Consider the following 18299-nt stretch of genomic DNA (forward strand, 5'->3'; position numbering starts at 1 on the left):
TCCTGGTATCTATTATGTACGGCAATAACGAAATTGGTGTAGTACAGCCAGTTAGAGAAATTGCTGCAATTGCGCATAAGTACGGTGCTTTATTTATGACCGATGCTACCCAGGCAGTTGGTAAAATACCTGTTGATGTAAATGCAGATGGTATTGACCTGCTGGCGTTATCAGCACATAAAATGTACGGCCCTAAAGGTGTTGGTGCATTATATGTTCGCCGTAAAGGCCCAAGGGTTAAAGTTACCGCACAAATGGACGGTGGCGGCCACGAGCGCGGCATGCGTTCTGGCACTTTGAACGTACCTGGTATTGTTGGTTTGGGTAAAGCTTGTGAAATAGCCGGTGCAGAAATGGCAGGCGAAGCTATCCGCTTATCTGCCCTGCGCGATAGATTAGAGAGCGCTTTAACCGTTTTGGAAGAAAGCTACGTAAACGGTAATGTTCAACACCGCTTACCGCATGTTGCCAATATATCATTCAAATATGTTGAAGGTGAAGGTTTGATGATGGCCATGAAAGATCTGGCTGTATCATCAGGATCTGCTTGTACATCAGCATCATTAGAGCCATCTTATGTTTTAAAAAGCTTAGGATTATCTGATGACCTGGCACACTCGTCTATCCGTTTTGGTTTAGGCCGCTTTACTACTCAGGAAGAAGTTGATTACGCAGTAGAAGTAACCAAAACAGCGGTTACCAACCTCCGCAACATGTCGCCGCTTTGGGAAATGTTTAAAGAAGGCATTGATCTTGACTCGATTGAATGGGCAGAACACTAAGTTAATTTGAAGATGTGGTGATTTGAATATTAGAAATTATCGGCATCTTCAGCAAAATATTAATATGATTTGATTCATTTTCAAATCATCAAATTTTCAAATTCATAAAAAACAAAGCTATGGCTTATTCAGATAAAGTAATTGACCATTATACTAACCCCCGCAATGTGGGCACGTTAGATAAAAGCAGCCACAAAGTTGGTACTGGCCTTGTAGGTGCACCGGAGTGCGGCGATGTAATGCGTTTGCAAATCCAGGTGGATGAAAACAACATCATCACTGATGCTAAATTTAAAACCTTTGGTTGCGGTTCGGCAATCGCTTCATCATCTTTAGCTACAGAGTGGTTGAAAGGTAAAAGCGTTGACGATGCAATGAAGATTGACAACATGGATATCGTGGAAGAGCTTGCCCTTCCACCGGTTAAGATCCACTGTTCGGTTTTAGCAGAAGATGCGATCAAAGCAGCCATTAACGATTTCCGTGTAAAGAACGGCATGGAGCCAATCGAACTGGAAAAATCACATCACTAATTTTTTGGTGAGTAGAGAATGGTTAATTGGTGAGTAGTTTTAAATTGTCGCCAATGATAAGCTTAATTGTTTAACAACCACTCACTGCTCAATTAATTAACCATTAACCAACTATGGTAACTGTAACTGATAAGGCTAAAGCCAAGATAGATGACCTGATGCGCGATAGCGATTTAGACGCTTCGTATTTTTTGAGGGTATCTGTGCAAGGCGGCGGCTGCTCAGGGTTGTCATACAACCTTGATTTTGATAACGAAGAGAAAAAAGGCGATCAGTTTTTTGAAGATCGCGGAGTACGTTTCGCGCTGGATATGAAATCGTTTTTATACCTGGCCGGCACCGAGCTTGATTTTAGCGACGGATTGAACGGTAAGGGTTTCAATTTTCATAACCCTAATGCAACCCGCACCTGCGGCTGCGGCGAAAGTTTTTCGGTATAATTCACTCGTCATCTCATAATATTATTAAAGGCTCCGTTTTACGGGGCTTTTTTTTATGAATAAGGATTTTGGGTTTGACAATGCGATTGAGCTTTTTGATGGCAATTCTAGCGACTGTTAATTAACCGTTAGTGGTTTCAGTTGCGGTTAATCGGCATCATTTATGTAGTTTTTAATTAAATGAAATTAATTAGCTTTGTTCAATTATAACCTGATTTAATCTTAATGAATATCGCTGCTCAGCAATCAACCGTACCCGGACTGATCCGTAATATCGTTGCCAACATACATCCCGATACCCACACTTTTTTAAAGCATAAAGTGAAAGAGACGTGGGTAGAGATCTCTTATAAAGAAGCACTAGAAAAGATAGATGCCATATCGGCCTGGTTCCTGGAAATTGGAATACAAAAAGGCGACCGCCTTGCACTCTTGATAGAGAACGGTCCGGATTATATATACTACGACCAGGCGGTACAGCAAATCGGCGCGGTGAATGCATCCATTTACCCTACCCTAACCGAAGCAGAAGTTGAATATATCCTGAATGATTCAGGAGCTAAAACGATACTAGTTGGTAACCCCTTCCTGCTCAAAAAAGTATTGAAAGTAGCTAACAGCTGCAAATCGTTGATGCGCATTATCCCCGCTTTTGAAGATCATGAAAAGTTCAGCGAAAAGCTAAACCTTAACGCAGGGGTGGTTGGGTTAGACAGAGTCATTCAAGAGGGCAGGTCGTTACATGGCAAATACGCCGGCGCCATTAATATTGCACGTGAGGCTATATTGCCGTCAGACCTGTCCAGCCTGATCTATACTTCCGGAACTACCGGTATCCCTAAAGGGGTGATGCTGACCCACAGCAACTTTGTAGAAACCGTACGGGAAGGTTTAAATCAGATCCCTAATGTTGAAAAAACAGACGTTTTCCTTTCTTTCCTGCCGCTATCGCACGTGTTTGAGCGCACTGCTACCTACTATATTTGTTTAGGCGCAGGCTGTACCATTGCCTTTTCGCAAAGTCTGGAGCTGCTGGCTAAAAACATGGTGGAGGTTAAACCTACCATTATGAATTGCGTACCCCGACTGTTAGAGCGGATACACGACCGCGCCATGAAAACCGGTACATCTGCCGGGGGTATGAAAACCAAAATATTTTTATGGGCGTTTGAAACCGGCCAGGAAAACTTAAAACTGATTGAAGACGGCAAAAAGCCCGGCTTGTTGTTAAGCAGTAAACTGAAAATTGCCGATAAGCTGGTTTTTAGCAAGATCCGTGAAAAAACTGGCGGTAATATCAAATTCCTGATCTCGGGCGGTGGTGCGCTGCCTAAAAACGTTGGGTTATTTTTAGGTGCTGTCGGCATCAAAGTATTGGAAGGTTTCGGCCTTACCGAAACTACGGGCCCTATGGCTGTAACGGAGTTCGACAGGCAGGTTTATGGTACCGCCGGCCGTATTATGTCGGGCACGAAGGTGGCTATTCAAAATGTAGAGACCAAACAGATCTACACCGTGCAAACACACGAAACCTTTAAGCCGGATTATCAATCTGAAGAGGGCGAGATCCTGATAAGGGGGATCAGCGTGATGAAGGGATACTGGAATAAACCGGAAGAAACTGCCGCAGCTATAGACAGCGACGGCTGGTTCCATAGCGGCGATATCGGGCGCTTTTATAAGGGTAACATCCAGATAACCGACAGGCTTAAAAACATGCTGGTGAATGCCTATGGTAAAAACGTTTACCCTACACCGGTAGAGAATACTTATCTGAAAAGCCCTAAAATTGAACAGATATTCTTAGTGGGCGATAAACGCGAATATATTACAGCCATCATCGTGCCGCCGAAGGAATTGCTGCAGGAAACCTTTAAAATAGGTAACGACTTTTTTGAGGATGCCAACCCGTTTATAGATAACAAAGAGATCAACGACTGGCTAAACCAGGATATCCGCAAATTATCTAACGAGCTGGCCAAATTCGAGCGTATTAAAAACTTTAAAATAAAACGTTTACCATTTAGTATGGAGGATGGTGAGATAACCCCTACCCTTAAAGCTAAACGTAAAGTGATAGAGAAGAAGTACGCGGAAGCAATCGACGAGATGTACCTGCAGGAAGCGGATGTAGATTAATCTAAAAAGTCTTTGGGGCTTTTGGCAGATGCGTTTTATCTATCCGGTTGACCTACATCGCGGGATAAGAATCGGCTATATCCTGATGCCGTTTATGCCAAAAACATGTTAACCCACTTTTTTTTTAAGTAATTGATTGTCAGCAAACTACACGAAATTATCGAAAAAAGTGTAAACCTTTGTTAACAGTTGTACACCTTTTTGCCCCAGCATACAAACGGTAATTTGATTACTTTTTTACCGGTGTATATTTCCAAAAGTCATCCAGCTGGCCCGGGTTGCCGGTGCCCACATAGCCAATGCCATCTATCACGAAAGTGATCAAATCGTAACGGTTAGCACCGGGGAAGTTGGTGATCTTAATCCAGCTGTCTTTTTCGGCATCATACCTGTACCAATCGTCCAGATTTTCGCTTATCGAAGTACCGAAACCAACGTAGCCACTGTTACCAATAGCAAACTGACCGCTAAACACACGCCCCTTGCCGGTAAAAGCCGCTTTTTTTGTCCACTGGTTAGCAACAGGGTCATACTGCCAAAAATCCTTTTCTATAGTGCTTGGCGATGCACCGCCCAACCCCGCATAACCTTTTCCATTAACAGAAAAAGCAGCAACGCCAAAGCTGCCGGTGCCGGGGTAATCGGCTACACGTAGCCACTTATCCGCAGCAGCATCGTACTTATAAAAATCCTTGAAGTTTTTGTCGTAAGAGTCGTTTGTACCCAGGCCCATATAGCCGCTGCCATTCAATTCAAAAGCGATAACGTTCTCACGCGGCTCGGCAGGGAAATCCGCTTTGCGGGTCCACTTATCGGTGGCAGGGTCGTATTCATAGAAGTCGTTGTTCTGCGGCACGGTGTTACCCGGCACAGCAACACGCTGGCCAAAACCTGTGCCCAGGTACATTTTGTTATTAATAGCAAAGCCACGCAGATATTCGGCAGCCTGGCCGGGGTAATCGGCCTTTTTAGTCCAATGGTCTGTTGCCGGGTCATATTCCCACAAATCGTTCAGCAAAAATGAATTGAACCCTCCGGCGGCGTTACCACCCAAAATATAACCCTTTTTGCCAATGCTAAACCCGAATGCCCGCACACGCCCTGCACCCGGGAAAGTTTTTAACTGCTGCCAATAGCCCGGCAGAGCATTTTCTGAATTGGGTACAAATGGCTCCTTTTTGCATGAAAGCAAGCAACACAGCAATATTAGCAGGAAAGCGTTTTTTTTGAAAAGCATATTGGTTAGCAGGCGGGGCTTATAAATATATAAATATTTACTGCTCAAACCAAGATGCCCCACTACTACCTGTTAAGCAACTGTTGATAATGATCTATGAAGCGGCCTACATGCAGGCCATCTGTTAATCCGTGATGTACGGTAATAGATAATGGCATCATCTTTTTGCCGTTCACTTCGGTAAGCTTACCAACAGAAAGTTTGGTTGAGCTATCCTTAAACCCGAAGCTGCGGGCGTGGGTTAAACCGGTAAACTTAATACCCGGCAGTGCAGAGAAGTGGATGATGTTATCTCCCGGCAAATCAAGGCTTAAACCTTTGGTTGCCAGGATCCGGTCTTTTTCGATATTAGCCGCTGCAACAAACTCATTCAAATCGGTTTGATACTCAATAAAACCTATCCCAAAAGTTTCGTCGGGGCGCAGCACAATGTGAGTAACGTTTATTTTGTCGTAGACAAAAACCTCATCAGAGATGGCACGATACCTGAAAATTTCAATATCATTTATAGCCGTGATGGCACAATGCAGGTAGTAAAGGTAGAAGGATACCCCTAATTCTTTTGCCCGCCTATAGGCTGTAGTGCAGTCGACATCTACATTGATGCTGTAGTAGGGCTCGTCGAAACTATTGAAGATTTTAAAATGCTCTTTGCGTACCCAGGTCTCCAGGTCAACTTTTGTCCTCATGTTACAAATGGTTCAGAATTTCCTTTATGCTTTGCACACTCTTAAATCGCTCATTGTCAACACTGCCTTCTATCTGCTCGTGCGCCCAGGTTATATGGTAGGGCACGTGTACCGCATGCCCGCCAATATTTAGTACAGGCATTACGTCGCTTTTTAGCGAATTGCCGACCATGAGCAATTCTTCCGGCCGGATATCAAGGTGTTTAATGAGTTTTAGATAATTGGCATCATCCTTTTCGCTCATGATCTCGATATGGTGAAAGTAATGGTTCAGTTCTGATTTTTTCAGCTTGCGCTCCTGGTCCAGCAGGTCACCTTTCGTGGCCACCACCAGGCGGTATTTGCCTTTAAGCTTTTCAAGCACATCTTCAACACCGTCCAATAACTCGATAGGCTGGTTAAGCATTTGCTTACCCAGGTCCATTATCTGGGCCACTACATCAATACTTAATGTATTTTGGGTGATGTTCATAGCGGCCTCTATCATGGATAGGATAAACCCTTTAATGCCGTAACCATAAAGCACCAGGTTAGCTATCTCTATCTTTAGCAGTTCGCGCTCTAACTCGTGCTGTGATGCATAGCTGGACAGCAATTTACAGAACTCTTCTTCTGTTTGTCTGAAGTACGGCTCGTTCACCCAAAGGGTATCATCGGCGTCGAAGGCAATTACCTTAATGTTCATGGGTGTAAAGATATCAAACTGTTGAATAATTCTAATCGGATGTCAGCATTAGCTCTGTTTGTAATGACATACTTTACAAATGTCAGGTCGCTTTACGCAGTTAAACATTTTTACTTTATAAAACTGTACTTAACTCTTTACAAAAACCCTATTTTTGCACCCTTAATAAAGTACCTTATACCATATGAGTATTGCACTGTCCGAACAGGAAATTATTCGCCGCGAATCATTACAGAAACTCCGCGAATTAGGCATCAACCCTTACCCTGCCGAAGCTTATGACGTTAACGCATGGGCACAGGATATCAATGATAATTTTAAAGCTAACCCTGATAAATATAAACAGGTAACCATAGCGGGCCGTATAATGACACGCCGTATAATGGGCAGCGCATCATTTGCCGAACTGCAGGACAGCACCGGCCGCGTGCAGATCTATATCAAACGTGACGACATTTGTCCTGACGAGGATAAAACACTTTACAACACCGTATTTAAGAAGCTTCTGGATATCGGCGACTATATAGGCGTTAAAGGCTACGTATTTTTGACCCAAACCGGAGAGATCTCTTTACACGTACAGCATCTGGATATATTGGCAAAATCATTAAAGCCACTGCCGGTTGTAAAACGCGAAGATGACGGAACTATCCATGATGGTTTTACCGACCCTGAGATGCGTTACCGCCAGCGTTATGTAGATTTAACCGTTAACCCGGAATTCAAAAACATATTCATTGCCCGCTCAAAAGTGATCAGTACTATGCGTGATTACTTTAATTTACAAGGCTGGATGGAGGTGGAAACACCTATCCTGCAGGCTGTACACGGCGGAGCAGCGGCACGCCCGTTTGCTACGCACCATAACACGTTGGACATGGGCCTGTTTTTGCGTATTGCTAATGAGCTTTACCTGAAACGCCTTATTGTGGCCGGCTTTGATGGCGTATATGAATTCGGTAAAATGTTCCGTAATGAAGGTATGGACCGCACGCACAACCCGGAATTTACCGCGATGGAAATTTACGTAGCCTACAAAGACTACATCTGGATGATGGCAATGGTTGAAGAATGCCTCGAAACCGTTGCCAAAGCCGTGCACGGCGTACCGGTTGTACAGGTTGGCCAAAACGAGATCAATTTTGCAGGCCCATACGAGAAATTGACAATGTATGAGTCAATCCAAAAGTACACTCAAATTGATGTATCTGCAATGGATGAAACCGGTTTGCGCCAGGTGTGTGACGATTTGGGTATAGAAGTAGACGCCAGCATGGGTAAAGGCAAACTGATCGACGAAATATTTAGCGCTAAGGTTGAACATAACCTGATCCAGCCGACTTACATAACCGACTACCCCATCGAAATGACCCCGCTTGCCAAAAAGCACCGTACTAAAGATGGTTTGGTAGAGCGTTTTGAGCTGTTTGTAAACGGTAAAGAGATCGCTAATGCTTACTCGGAGCTAAATGACCCGATAGATCAGCGGGAGCGTTTGGAAGAACAACTTATATTAGCCGGCCGCGGTGATGACGAGGCAATGGCAATGGACGATGACTTTTTACGTGCACTTGAATACGGCATGCCGCCAACCTCTGGCCTGGGTATAGGTATAGATCGTTTGGTGATGCTGATGACTAATCAAAGCACTATCCAGGAAGTGCTGTTCTTCCCACAGATGCGCCCCGAGAAAAAAGTTAAGGCACCAAGTGTTGAGGACTTTGTAAATATCGGTGTTCCAATAGAGTGGGTGCCAGTGCTGAATAAAATGGGCTTTAATTCTGTAGAGGACTTAAAAGCAGGCAACCCTAACAAAGTATTTAATGACCTTGGGGGAATGCGCAAGAAGATGAAACTCGAAATTGCCATGCCCGCCAAAGAAACGGTAATGGCGTGGTTTGATAATCACTAATCCGTACAGACAAATTAAAATACGAAGAGACGCAAAATATTGTGTCTCTTTTTTTGTTCTAACTCTCGATATCGATAACAATAGTTATTTTTCCACCGTTTGTTAACAAAAACATAAAGAGGATAAAACCTTCAATTAATACAGGACGTTTAGTTTTATAATCGGACACCTATAATTGAATGTTATGACAAATTCTATTCTCGAGATAACCGAAAACGAATACCTGATCAAGCTTAACAGAAGCAGCTTTAACCTGTCGTTTATTCGCAGCCTGTTAAAGATAGTTGAAGTGTCTGAACCTGTAAAGGCGCAAAACCAACCTCAGGAGCATGATGACCTGGAAGATTGTATTGATGTGGAGATCCCGGACAGGCATCTTAGCGCGCAACAGGGCCATTCTTCAGAGCCGGATTACTACAGCAACCTGGACGAGAAATAATCACTGGCAAATCTTAGTAATTAAAACCTTTGCTGGCGGAATCCTCCGCGTACAACTTGCTGTTTATCCATTTGGGCCATTTGGCCTTTCATCATCTTTATCTGGTCGGCAAGTAATTTATTTTTGTCATCTTTTGCGGCCTCCTTCAGGTACATTTCGGCTTCGCGCTTGTTGCGTTTTGCCATTGAGATACCTGCCAGGCTCAGCTTAGCCAGCGCCAGATTGTGCGACATCGTTAAGCCTAACTGAAGTGCTTTCTTAAAGTATTTTTCGGATTTTAAAGGCGCTTTGCGCGATTCTACCAAGCCAATAAGCAGGTTATAATACCCCCATTGGCCTTTGTGTAATTGCTTTTCGTAATCGGTAATTTTGCTTAACCAAGCTTCAGCCTGGTCAGAGTTTTCTTTACGCAAGTAAAATTGCGCAACAAGCATATTTTCGTTAAAGAAGAAGGTAAGCAGCACCAAACCGCCTATTAAAAACAAAGGGACTCCCCATCCCCAAAAACCAAAAGCGCAAAGGGTAACAGCCCCTCCCATTATTATACAGGCAATAACTAACCTAACTATATTCGACATAATTTGTAGTAGTATTAAAACAATGCGCAAATATCGTTATTTGTAACCTAAATAAAACACCAGTATAAATATTTATGGCAGGAGAATTAGAGCCCGGATGGAACACAGAATTAGGCGACGAATTTAGCAAACCCTACATGGCCGAACTTAAAAAGTTTTTAGTGCAGGAAAAAGCCGCCGGAAATGTTACCTATCCCAAAAACAAGGAAATTTTTAACGCTTTTAATATTACCCCCTTTGATAAGGTAAAGGTGGTAATCATTGGGCAGGATCCTTATCACGGGCCCGACCAGGCGCATGGCTTGTCGTTTTCGGTACGGGCGGGGGTTACACCGCCTCCATCCTTAAAAAACATCTATAAAGAACTATCAACAGATATCGCCGGGTTTAAAATTCCCCAAACCGGCGACCTGACTAAATGGGCAGAGCAAGGTGTACTGCTGCTAAATGCAACCTTAACAGTACGTGCTGCGACAGCAGGTTCGCATCAAAAAAAAGGATGGGAAAAATTTACAGATGCAGCTATCAAAAAATTATCAGATGATAGAAAAGGGCTGGTGTTTATCCTGTGGGGGGCGTATGCACAATCAAAAAGCGCACTGATCAATCCTGATAATAATCATCTCATCATTAAATCGACGCACCCATCGCCATTAGCGGTAAGTCACGGCGGATTTTTTGGATCAAAACCATTCTCAAAAACTAATGATTTTCTGATCGAGCAAGGTAAAGAGCCAATCGACTGGCAGGTTTAAAATAGGTGACGATTCAAATATTCCTTCCATATGAAGAACATGGCTGTAAATAAAAAATGTGCCGCTGAATCCTCTTGGAGTCATCTGCACATCTTAAATTCATCTTCGTAAACCGACTAATATTCCAGCGGAATGATCGGTTCTTTTTTGCTGGTGCTCATGATCATCATGGTTTGGAATGTTTTAACCACTGTAATGCGGCTGATCTTCTCCATGATCAATTGCTCATACGATTTAATATCCCGCACGTAAACCTTCAGCAGAAAATCGCACTGGCCGGTAACGTGGTGGCACTCGGTAACTTCTTTTATACTCTGAATTTCGTCCAAAAAAGTTTGGATGGTATTCTTCTGATGAAAATCCAACGAGATCTGAATAAAAGTTTTAATTCCTAAACCCAGTTTCTCTTCATCCACCAAAGCATGATAACTTTTAATGTACGCCGCATTCTCGAGTTTGCGTACGCGCTCTAGTGTCGGTGCGGGTGAAAGCCCAATTTCATTGGAAAGCTGCAGGTTGGTTATCCTGCCGTTTTCCTGTAAAATCTTAAGTATCTGTAGGTCTATCTTGTCTAATTCGGCTGCCATGGTATATGCAAATATATATTATTCTGCCGCTCACAAAATAAAATTCCAAATAATTATCCGATAGCCAAACATATTGCCAAAAATTACGTATTTTTAGACAAGACTAAAAAAATAATTAGCTTAGTTTAAATGTACACTTTAGCCGAAGAAAACTATTTAAAAGCCATTTACAAATTACAATTGCAGCGCGATAGTGTAAGCACCAATCAAATTGCATCAGAATTGGTAACCAAGGCATCATCGGTTACAGATATGGTACGCAAACTGGCTGATAAACAACTTATTAATTACACACCTTACCAAGGAGTTAGCCTCACGAAAACCGGCGAAAAGGTGGCGGTAAACATTATTAGGAAACATCGCCTCTGGGAATATTTTTTAGTTGAAAAATTAAACTTTAAATGGGATGAGGTGCATGATATGGCTGAGGAGATGGAACATATTTCATCAACCGAACTAATTGACCGGCTGGACGAATTTATGGGCTTTCCATCCCGTGACCCGCATGGCGATCCAATACCCGACAGCAGCGGAAACTTTAAGATCAATGATCTTAAACCAATCTCGGCAGTGGCTGTTAAAGTTGGCGGAGTTATTTCCGGGGTGAGAGATCATTCGAGTGTGTTTTTACAATACCTGGAAAAACAACAGCTTACCATCGGTAAGCAAATTTTAGTTAAAGAAATAATCACTTACGATAATACTGTAATACTGCATATGGATAATAAAGATATACACATTAGCCGCGAGGTGGCTAATAATTTGCTCATCGCCTTATGACTCAAGAACACGACAGCCATTCGTTAGGCAATGTGCATAATACTGTAAGCACCGAGGGTAAAACAGGGTGGCGCAAACTACTATCCTTTTTAGGCCCGGCATACCTGGTTAGCGTAGGCTATATGGACCCCGGCAACTGGGCTACCGACCTGGCCGCAGGCAGCCAGTTTGGCTACCGGTTGATATGGGTACTATTGCTATCTAACATGATCGCGCTGCTGTTGCAAAATCTTGCCGTCAGGCTGGGCATTGTTAGGGGATTGGATCTGGCGCAGGCATCCAAACATACCTATCCGCGTTTTATTAACTTTTGCCTTTATGTATTGGCACAGATAGCGATAATTGCATGCGACCTTGCAGAGATCATCGGGATGGCCATTGGTTTAAACCTGCTTTTTGGCTTGCCGCTGATTTGGGGTGTATCCATTACCTTGCTGGATACATTGTTACTCCTGTTTTTGCTGAACAAGGGTATGCGCAAGTTAGAGGGCTTTATCATTTCGCTTATCTTTGTTGTTGGCGTGGCTTTCCTGGCACAGATGTTTATTGTAAAGCCCGATGTGCTGGATATTGCCAAAGGGTTTATACCTACTAAACTCAATAACGAATCGCTTTACATTGCCATTGGTATTATTGGTGCTACGGTGATGCCGCACAACCTTTATCTTCATTCGTCGTTAGTGCAAACGCGTAAGATTGACCGTAGTGAAGCCGGTATTAAAAACGCCATCCGCTTTAACTTTTGGGATACTACAATTGCGCTCAACCTCGCCTTTTTTGTCAACGCCGCTATTTTAATATTGGCAGCCAGCGCGTTTTTCGGTCGTGGCTACCACCAGGTAGCCGAGATACAGGATGCACACCATTTGCTCACCAATATCTTTGGCAAATTGGCCCCTGCGCTTTTTGCCATCGCGCTTATTGCTGCCGGCCAAAGTTCGACAGTTACGGGTACACTGGCCGGGCAGATCATAATGGAAGGCCACCTTAACTTAAGGATTGCACCATGGTTGCGCCGTTTGCTTACCCGCATCCTGGCCATTGTACCGGCATTCTTTACCATATTGCATGCCGGCGAAGCGGGTCTTGGCAAACTATTAATACTAAGCCAGGTTGTGCTAAGCTTGCAATTAGGTTTCGCTATCATCCCGCTTATACACTTTACATCAGACAAAAAGCGAATGGGCAAATTTGCTACCAGTATCTGGTTAAAGATACTCGCATGGTTGTTTGCCTTTTTGATAGTTGGCTTAAATGCGCGATTAGTAATCCAGGAAATAAATACCTGGGCTGCGTCTAATCCCGATTCGGTAGGATTGGTTCACTATGTAATATCGCCTATTGCTGTAGCTATCGGCGCTTTACTGCTATACGTGTTTTTAAGGCCGCTGCTTTACAAACATGCCGACCAGCCTGTTTATGTACCACACGGAATTGCCGCAGCCTTAGATAACCTGGAGGCAATACACTACGACAATATCGGGGTTACTATTGATTTTTCGAAAAATGACCAGGACTGCATTCGCCATGCATTAATGCAGGGCGGTAAATCGGCGCAATACACACTGATACATGTTGTAGAAACTGCGGGCGCACGCTATTACGGTAAGCAGGTAATGGATAACGAAACACAAAGCGACGTAGACAACCTTGATAAGTATGTATCGGCGTTGGTAAAACTGGGCTACAATGCCGAAGCTAAGATTGGCTACGGCGGCCCGGCAACCTCTATCGCGGAGATCATAAACCAGGCAAAAATAGATTTTGTGGTGATGGGCTCGCACGGGCACAAAGCATTAAAGGATTTGATATTTGGCACAACGGTTAATTCTGTACGCCACAAAGTGAGCGTGCCGGTATTGGTGGTTAAACCTCAAAAAAAATAATCGCATATTTGCAGCAAAGGAAAGCGAAGGATGGAGCAGAATTTATATATCAAGAACAAGAAAGTATACTTTGAGTACATTATACTGGATAAATATACGGCAGGCATAAAACTGCTGGGTACCGAGATCAAATCCATCCGTGAGGGCAAAGCTAACGTGAACGATGCGTTTTGTACTTTTATTGATAACCAGCTTTATGTGCGCAACCTGCACATTGCAGAGTACTCAATGGGGTCGTTTTACAACCACGAGGCCAAGCGCGACCGTGTTTTACTACTCAACAAAAAAGAGCTAAAGAAACTGCAAACCCGCGGCGAAGAAAAAGGACTAACTATTGTTCCGCTTGCACTGTTCATCAGCGAACGCGGCTTTGCCAAATTAGAGATTGGCCTTGCCCAGGGTAAAAAGACTTTCGATAAGCGTGAAACGCTAAAGGAGCGCGACACCAAGCTGGAAATGGACCGGGCGATGAAGCGATAAGTGCCGTTATGGGCTGAAAGTGTTCACGTTCACGCGGCAGGCAGGGTGCAAAAGAGTGCAGATATCTGATAATCAACACAGTCAATAAAACACCACTGACAAAACAGTGCCACCATCAGTATTAAAAATTTAATTAGCGTTTTAAAGGGATCTTAAACTAATACTTACCAGGCCCTGTCTCCTACCAGCGGTACAAACCTAAAGGTGTCCAATACATGGCGCTCGTAATTATGCTCACCGGTTTTTAATACCGTAACCATTTTTTGTGATTGCTCATCACCAACGGGGATAACCAGTATCCCACCAATAGCTAATTGTTTAAGCAATATTTCAGGTACCGTGGGTGCCCCTGCTGTTACAATAATCTTATCATAAGGTGCATGTTCGGCCCGGCCAATAGAGCCATCGCCTAGAAAGAAAGTGGGCTTGTATCCCATATACGGCAACACCTGTATAGTACGGTCGTAAAGCTTTTCCTGCCGTTCAATAGTGACCACCCTTGCACCCACTTCCATTAAAACGCAAGTTTGGTAACCGCAACCCGTACCTATCTCCAGCACCTTATCCCCTTTGCGGATATGCAGTAGTTCCGTTTGATAAGCAACAGTATAAGGCTGCGAAATGGTTTGACCGGCCCCTATCGGGAAAGCGATATCTTTGTATGCCTGGTTCCAAAAGGTTTCATCAAAAAAGTAATGTCGCGGTACTTTACCAATCGCAGTAAGCACATTCTCGTCTTCAATACCTTTCTTCCTTAATACCTCAACAAGTCTTTTACGCGCGCCCTGTTCCCTGTAATTATCAATAAACTTGTATGCCATTTAAACACAAAGCTAACACGATTAAGGAATTTAATGATCAACACCATAAAATAGAAACGATATCGAATTTATTTGATTGATTTTGAGTAAGGTTATTTTCTCACATTAAAATCATTCGTCGGCACAACCAGTTTTTTATTGTAAACTCTTTTAAATTCTAAGCTATTGCCTCCAAAATTAATAAGCAAGCCATCTGCTATATCATACATTTCGAGGTAATTGATCGCTTGGTTTTTGTGGATATCTTCTATCATAGCAACCGCTTTAATCTCTACCATCACCAAATTCTCGACAAAAAAGTCTACTCTTCGAGTGCCAATATGCTCATCGCGATAAAAAAGATGCATTTCTTTTTCCCTTTCAAATACTAATCCGGCAAAAGAAAACTCAATTGCCAAAGCCCGCTGATAAATAATTTCCTGGAACCCGTTGCCGATAGTTTTATGTACCTGCATAGCGCAGCCAATAATTTTGTGTGTTATATCATTAATATCCATTATCTATTATATTTTTAATCTTTCAATCCCATTCAATCGATCACAGCAAGTCAAATCCTGGAATCTTAAATCGTACAATTGCGTTAAAATTATTTAATAACATTCAATCGATCACAGTAAGTCAAAATTCTGGTAATCCTTAAATCGTACAATCGTGTTAATAGGGATCTACGTCGGGCTGTATAATGCTGCCTTTGGCCAGTTTAGTTGTTTGAAACTGCGTAATAACATCTCTGATAAGCGCTTTAGCTTTTACGATAGAGATTGTGTCACGCTCGAATTTGAGCATGATCGACATGATGTAATAGTTGCGGATGCGGTTGATGAGTGGAGGCTCCGGGCCGATCACGCGCTCGCCAAAATGTTTGCGTAATTCGTTTGCAAGATATTCGGCCTGGTTATATAAAATTTCGGGGTTTTTATGTTTGATATCGAGGTTAATGATGCGATAATATGGTGGATATTTAAAGCTTTTACGCTCTTCCATCTCCGTAAAGTACAGGTCGGCATAGTCATTAGCGATCACTTGTTTAATCACCCGGTGGTTTGGATCATAAGTTTGGATCACAACCTTTCCCTGTTTGCCCCTGCGGCCTGCCCTGCCGCTTACCTGGGCCAGCATCTGGTAACTGCGCTCGTTGGCCCGATAGTCGGGATATTTCAGCAGGCTATCGGCGTTAATAATACCTATCACGGTAACATCGGCAAAATCCAGTCCTTTGGCAACCATCTGTGTACCAACTAATACATCAATCTTTTTCTCCTCCAGGTTATTCAGGATAGTTTGCAGCGAATTGCGCGATCTTGTAGTGTCAAGGTCCATCCTTGCCAGCCGGGCGTCAGGCATTAGAATAGATAGCTCATCTTCCACCTTTTCGGTACCAAACCCTTTGTATTCCAAATGTGTCGACCCACATGCGGGGCAAACTGAAGGTGTATCTTCCTTGTATCCACAGTAGTGACAATGAAGTTTACCGCTGTGTTTATGGTAAGTGAGGCTTACATCACAATTGATGCATTTTGGTGTGTAAGCACAAACCCTGCACATCAAAATCGGGGCGTAGCCGCGCCGGTTTTGGAATAATATTACCTGTTCTTTATTAGCAATTGCCTGGGCCATGTCCGCCATCAAAACGCTGCTAAAATGTGATTGCATGGTTTTCTTCTTGGTTTCTTCGGAGATACTGATCACCTCTACCAACGGCAATTGTACGCCACCATAACGCTCTGTCAGCTCAACCAAGCCAAACTTACCGGTACGGGCATTAAAATATGTCTCCAAAGCCGGCGTAGCCGAGCCTAAGACCACCTTACCCTGATGCATATTAGCTAGGTAAATGGCTGCGTCGCGGGCGTTATAGCGGGGGGCCGGATCGTACTGTTTATAGGATGTCTCGTGTTCTTCGTCTACAATAATTAGCCCCAGGTCGGCAAATGGTAGAAATACGGAGGAGCGGGCACCAAGCACTACTTTATATTCATTGTTCAGCACTTTTTGCCAAACCTCCACACGTTCATTGTCATTAAAACGGGAGTGATAAACGCCTATGTGCGCGCCGAAGTAAACACGCAGTCTTTCGATGATATGCGTTGTGAGCGCAATTTCCGGCAGCAGGTAAAGCACCTGACGGCCGGTTGCCATCATCTCTTCAATCAGCCGGATATAGATCTGCGTTTTGCCGGACGAGGTTACGCCGTGTAAAAGCACCACATCTTTTTGTTGCAGTTGTTCCTGCACATCCTCCAGGGCTTGCTGCTGCGTTTGGCTCAAGGTAAAATTGGCAATATCATCGTATTCATCGTAGCCGAGGCGGCTTACCGTTCGCTCATCTGCAATAAACACTTCCTTTTCGATCAAAGATTTAATGCTCGAATCGCCCGAACCGCTCTCTTCAATCAACTCATTCTTCGTAATATTTTTTTGCGAGCGGGATAGTTTGATGTAGGCTAATACGGCATCAGCTTGTTTGGGGGCACGCTTTTCCAGAATACCAAATAACTCCTTCAAACTTTCCTGATGATTATATTCCGGGTTTAAAGTAAGATAGGTACGCCGGCGAGGTTTATACCGTTCGCTCACCTCCTCAGAAATATTGACAATATTCTTCTCAAACAGCGATTTCAGGATGGGCATCACGGTTTTTTGTCCGAGTAGTTTTACAATGTCGCTCACCGTCAGTTCCGGCTGAATATCAAGCGCTTCGGTAATTAAAAATTCCTTGTCGTTTAACTGGGTGCGGTCAAACTCGTAATCGCGGTTAAGCATTACTTTGGTTTCGCTGGCTAGTTTCAACGCAGATGGCAAGGCGGCGTTCATCACCTCGCCTTCATTACACATATAATATTCGGCAAGCCAATGCCAGAATCTGAGCTGATGTGGCGTAACCACCGGCTTGTCATCCAGTATCTCTATCAGGTATTTTGCCTCATATTTTTCGGGCGCATGCTCGGTTATAGCTGCTACAATTGCCGTGTAAAGTTTGCTTTTGCCAAATTGCACAACTACCCGCATCCCGGTTTCTATCAGGTCGTTCATTTCAAAAGGCACACGGTACGTGTAATTCCTGCTGATGGCCAGCGGCAATATCACTTCAACAAAAAGTGTTTTACGTTGCGCGTATATCCCTTCCGAAAACTCTAACATTATTTGTTTCTGATAGCGGACAAAGCAAGTAGTATCCAACCGATAATAAATAGTAAACCGCCAATCGGTGTTACCGGCCCTAAAGCAGCTAAACCAGGCATGCCAAACAACCCGCGGCACGAGATTAGATAAAGCGACCCTGAAAAGAGCACGATACCAAACGTGAACAAGTAATAGATGCTTATTATCGTATTATTTTTAAAACGGCTGAATGTAGACAGGAACAGCAGCGCGAAAACGTGGTAAAATTGATATTGAACAGCGGTTTGCCAAACTTCTAATTGTTTGGGCGGCAGGGACGAGCGTAACGCATGGGCTCCAAAAGCACCTGCAATTACTGCCAATGCCCCTAAAACCGATGCCGTAACAATAATTTGTTTGTTCATGCGGTTATAAAAGGCTAAGTTAACCAAAT

Annotated in this window: 19 protein-coding genes; 10 read left to right on the forward strand and 9 right to left on the reverse strand. The window is 43.5% G+C overall.

Going from position 1 to position 18299, the window contains the following annotated elements; translation table 11 throughout:
* From ACE5CV_RS05925 to ACE5CV_RS05940, 4 genes are all read left to right on the forward strand, one after another.
* On the forward strand, nucleotides 1-782 hold a 782-nt coding region (locus tag ACE5CV_RS05925), incomplete at its 5' end, for an aminotransferase class V-fold PLP-dependent enzyme (protein ID WP_374949246.1).
* A 119-nt stretch (nucleotides 783-901) separates the two neighbouring features.
* The gene (gene iscU, locus ACE5CV_RS05930; protein ID WP_374949247.1) at nucleotides 902-1315 is read left to right on the forward strand and encodes a Fe-S cluster assembly scaffold IscU; all 414 of its coding nucleotides are present in this window, start codon (nucleotides 902-904) and stop codon (nucleotides 1313-1315) included.
* Between the two features lie 113 nt (nucleotides 1316-1428).
* A complete protein-coding gene (locus ACE5CV_RS05935) occupies nucleotides 1429-1755 on the forward strand; it encodes a HesB/IscA family protein (protein ID WP_374949248.1) in 327 nt (108 codons plus the stop codon).
* 225 nt (nucleotides 1756-1980) lie between these two features.
* Nucleotides 1981-3894, forward strand: coding sequence for an AMP-dependent synthetase/ligase (locus ACE5CV_RS05940; protein WP_374949249.1), 1914 nt, complete (start codon nucleotides 1981-1983; stop codon nucleotides 3892-3894).
* Nucleotides 3895-4123: 229 nt separating this feature from the next.
* Here ACE5CV_RS05940 and ACE5CV_RS05945 read toward each other — a convergent pair whose 3' ends face one another.
* The 3 genes from ACE5CV_RS05945 to ACE5CV_RS05955 form a co-directional block, all read right to left on the reverse strand.
* Nucleotides 4124-5131, reverse strand: a complete 1008-nt coding sequence (locus ACE5CV_RS05945; protein WP_374949250.1) for a Kelch repeat-containing protein — start codon at nucleotides 5129-5131, stop codon at nucleotides 4124-4126.
* A gap of 65 nt (nucleotides 5132-5196) precedes the next feature.
* Complete coding sequence (locus tag ACE5CV_RS05950; protein WP_374949251.1) at nucleotides 5197-5820, reverse strand: CatA-like O-acetyltransferase; 624 nt, start codon at nucleotides 5818-5820, stop codon at nucleotides 5197-5199.
* Between the two features lies 1 nt (nucleotide 5821).
* A complete protein-coding gene (locus ACE5CV_RS05955; RefSeq protein ID WP_374949252.1) occupies nucleotides 5822-6505 on the reverse strand; it encodes an HAD family hydrolase in 684 nt (227 codons plus the stop codon).
* 184 nt (nucleotides 6506-6689) lie between these two features.
* Between ACE5CV_RS05955 and lysS the strand changes: the two genes are divergently transcribed.
* A complete protein-coding gene (gene lysS / locus ACE5CV_RS05960; protein ID WP_374949253.1) occupies nucleotides 6690-8417 on the forward strand; it encodes a lysine--tRNA ligase in 1728 nt (575 codons plus the stop codon).
* A 184-nt stretch (nucleotides 8418-8601) separates the two neighbouring features.
* Entirely contained in the window at nucleotides 8602-8856 is a 255-nt protein-coding gene (locus ACE5CV_RS05965) for a hypothetical protein (protein WP_374949254.1), read from the forward strand.
* Nucleotides 8857-8876: 20 nt separating this feature from the next.
* Here the strand turns inward: ACE5CV_RS05965 and ACE5CV_RS05970 are convergent, their stop codons facing one another.
* Nucleotides 8877-9434: a DUF2892 domain-containing protein gene (locus tag ACE5CV_RS05970; RefSeq protein ID WP_374949255.1), complete on the reverse strand. Its 558-nt coding sequence runs from the start codon at nucleotides 9432-9434 to the stop codon at nucleotides 8877-8879.
* 74 nt (nucleotides 9435-9508) lie between these two features.
* On the opposite strand from ACE5CV_RS05970, the gene ung reads away from it, so the two are divergent.
* The gene (ung, locus tag ACE5CV_RS05975) at nucleotides 9509-10189 is read left to right on the forward strand and encodes a uracil-DNA glycosylase (protein WP_374949256.1); all 681 of its coding nucleotides are present in this window, start codon (nucleotides 9509-9511) and stop codon (nucleotides 10187-10189) included.
* A 116-nt stretch (nucleotides 10190-10305) separates the two neighbouring features.
* On the opposite strand, the gene ACE5CV_RS05980 is transcribed toward ung, so the two are convergent.
* Nucleotides 10306-10776, reverse strand: coding sequence for an Lrp/AsnC family transcriptional regulator (locus ACE5CV_RS05980; protein WP_374949257.1), 471 nt, complete (start codon nucleotides 10774-10776; stop codon nucleotides 10306-10308).
* A 129-nt stretch (nucleotides 10777-10905) separates the two neighbouring features.
* Between ACE5CV_RS05980 and ACE5CV_RS05985 the strand changes: the two genes are divergently transcribed.
* The 3 genes from ACE5CV_RS05985 to smpB are packed head-to-tail and all read left to right on the forward strand — an operon-like array spanning nucleotide 10906 to nucleotide 13922.
* The gene (locus ACE5CV_RS05985) at nucleotides 10906-11556 is read left to right on the forward strand and encodes a metal-dependent transcriptional regulator (RefSeq protein WP_374949258.1); all 651 of its coding nucleotides are present in this window, start codon (nucleotides 10906-10908) and stop codon (nucleotides 11554-11556) included.
* The gene (locus ACE5CV_RS05990; protein ID WP_374949259.1) at nucleotides 11553-13442 is read left to right on the forward strand and encodes an Nramp family divalent metal transporter; all 1890 of its coding nucleotides are present in this window, start codon (nucleotides 11553-11555) and stop codon (nucleotides 13440-13442) included. The genes ACE5CV_RS05985 and ACE5CV_RS05990 overlap by 4 nt, the downstream gene beginning before the upstream one ends.
* Before the next feature lie 30 nt (nucleotides 13443-13472).
* Complete coding sequence (gene smpB / locus ACE5CV_RS05995; RefSeq protein WP_374949260.1) at nucleotides 13473-13922, forward strand: SsrA-binding protein SmpB; 450 nt, start codon at nucleotides 13473-13475, stop codon at nucleotides 13920-13922.
* 164 nt (nucleotides 13923-14086) lie between these two features.
* Here the strand turns inward: smpB and ACE5CV_RS06000 are convergent, their stop codons facing one another.
* The 4 genes from ACE5CV_RS06000 to ACE5CV_RS06015 form a co-directional block, all read right to left on the reverse strand.
* Nucleotides 14087-14743, reverse strand: coding sequence for a protein-L-isoaspartate(D-aspartate) O-methyltransferase (locus ACE5CV_RS06000; RefSeq protein ID WP_374949261.1), 657 nt, complete (start codon nucleotides 14741-14743; stop codon nucleotides 14087-14089).
* Between the two features lie 92 nt (nucleotides 14744-14835).
* Nucleotides 14836-15240 carry a GxxExxY protein gene (locus ACE5CV_RS06005; RefSeq protein WP_374949262.1) on the reverse strand — a complete coding sequence of 135 codons (405 nt, stop codon included), beginning with the start codon at nucleotides 15238-15240 and terminating at the stop codon, nucleotides 14836-14838.
* 157 nt (nucleotides 15241-15397) lie between these two features.
* On the reverse strand, nucleotides 15398-17884 hold the full coding sequence (gene priA, locus ACE5CV_RS06010; protein WP_374949263.1) for a primosomal protein N': 2487 nt from the start codon (nucleotides 17882-17884) through the stop codon (nucleotides 15398-15400).
* On the reverse strand, nucleotides 17884-18270 hold the full coding sequence (locus ACE5CV_RS06015) for a DUF423 domain-containing protein (RefSeq protein ID WP_374949264.1): 387 nt from the start codon (nucleotides 18268-18270) through the stop codon (nucleotides 17884-17886). Before ACE5CV_RS06015 ends, priA begins: the two co-directional genes overlap by 1 nt.
* Nucleotides 18271-18299 lie beyond the last annotated feature (29 nt).

The organism is Mucilaginibacter sp. (assembly GCF_964263795.1).
GTDB lineage: Bacteria > Bacteroidota > Bacteroidia > Sphingobacteriales > Sphingobacteriaceae > Mucilaginibacter.

Excerpts from the sequence above, each read along its gene's own strand:
- iscU (WP_374949247.1), top strand. The coding sequence starts at position 902 with ATGGCTTATTCAGATAAAGTAATTGACCATTATACTAACCCCCGCAAT.
- ACE5CV_RS05935 (WP_374949248.1), top strand. The coding sequence starts at position 1,429 with ATGGTAACTGTAACTGATAAGGCTAAAGCCAAGATAGATGACCTGATG.
- ACE5CV_RS05940 (WP_374949249.1), top strand. The coding sequence starts at position 1,981 with ATGAATATCGCTGCTCAGCAATCAACCGTACCCGGACTGATCCGTAAT.
- ACE5CV_RS05945 (WP_374949250.1), bottom strand. The coding sequence starts at position 5,131 with ATGCTTTTCAAAAAAAACGCTTTCCTGCTAATATTGCTGTGTTGCTTG.
- ACE5CV_RS05950 (WP_374949251.1), bottom strand. The coding sequence starts at position 5,820 with ATGAGGACAAAAGTTGACCTGGAGACCTGGGTACGCAAAGAGCATTTT.
- ACE5CV_RS05955 (WP_374949252.1), bottom strand. The coding sequence starts at position 6,505 with ATGAACATTAAGGTAATTGCCTTCGACGCCGATGATACCCTTTGGGTG.
- lysS (WP_374949253.1), top strand. The coding sequence starts at position 6,690 with ATGAGTATTGCACTGTCCGAACAGGAAATTATTCGCCGCGAATCATTA.
- ACE5CV_RS05965 (WP_374949254.1), top strand. The coding sequence starts at position 8,602 with ATGACAAATTCTATTCTCGAGATAACCGAAAACGAATACCTGATCAAG.
- ACE5CV_RS05970 (WP_374949255.1), bottom strand. The coding sequence starts at position 9,434 with ATGTCGAATATAGTTAGGTTAGTTATTGCCTGTATAATAATGGGAGGG.
- ung (WP_374949256.1), top strand. The coding sequence starts at position 9,509 with ATGGCAGGAGAATTAGAGCCCGGATGGAACACAGAATTAGGCGACGAA.
- ACE5CV_RS05980 (WP_374949257.1), bottom strand. The coding sequence starts at position 10,776 with ATGGCAGCCGAATTAGACAAGATAGACCTACAGATACTTAAGATTTTA.
- ACE5CV_RS05985 (WP_374949258.1), top strand. The coding sequence starts at position 10,906 with ATGTACACTTTAGCCGAAGAAAACTATTTAAAAGCCATTTACAAATTA.
- ACE5CV_RS05990 (WP_374949259.1), top strand. The coding sequence starts at position 11,553 with ATGACTCAAGAACACGACAGCCATTCGTTAGGCAATGTGCATAATACT.
- smpB (WP_374949260.1), top strand. The coding sequence starts at position 13,473 with ATGGAGCAGAATTTATATATCAAGAACAAGAAAGTATACTTTGAGTAC.
- ACE5CV_RS06000 (WP_374949261.1), bottom strand. The coding sequence starts at position 14,743 with ATGGCATACAAGTTTATTGATAATTACAGGGAACAGGGCGCGCGTAAA.
- ACE5CV_RS06005 (WP_374949262.1), bottom strand. The coding sequence starts at position 15,240 with ATGGATATTAATGATATAACACACAAAATTATTGGCTGCGCTATGCAG.
- priA (WP_374949263.1), bottom strand. The coding sequence starts at position 17,884 with ATGTTAGAGTTTTCGGAAGGGATATACGCGCAACGTAAAACACTTTTT.
- ACE5CV_RS06015 (WP_374949264.1), bottom strand. The coding sequence starts at position 18,270 with ATGAACAAACAAATTATTGTTACGGCATCGGTTTTAGGGGCATTGGCA.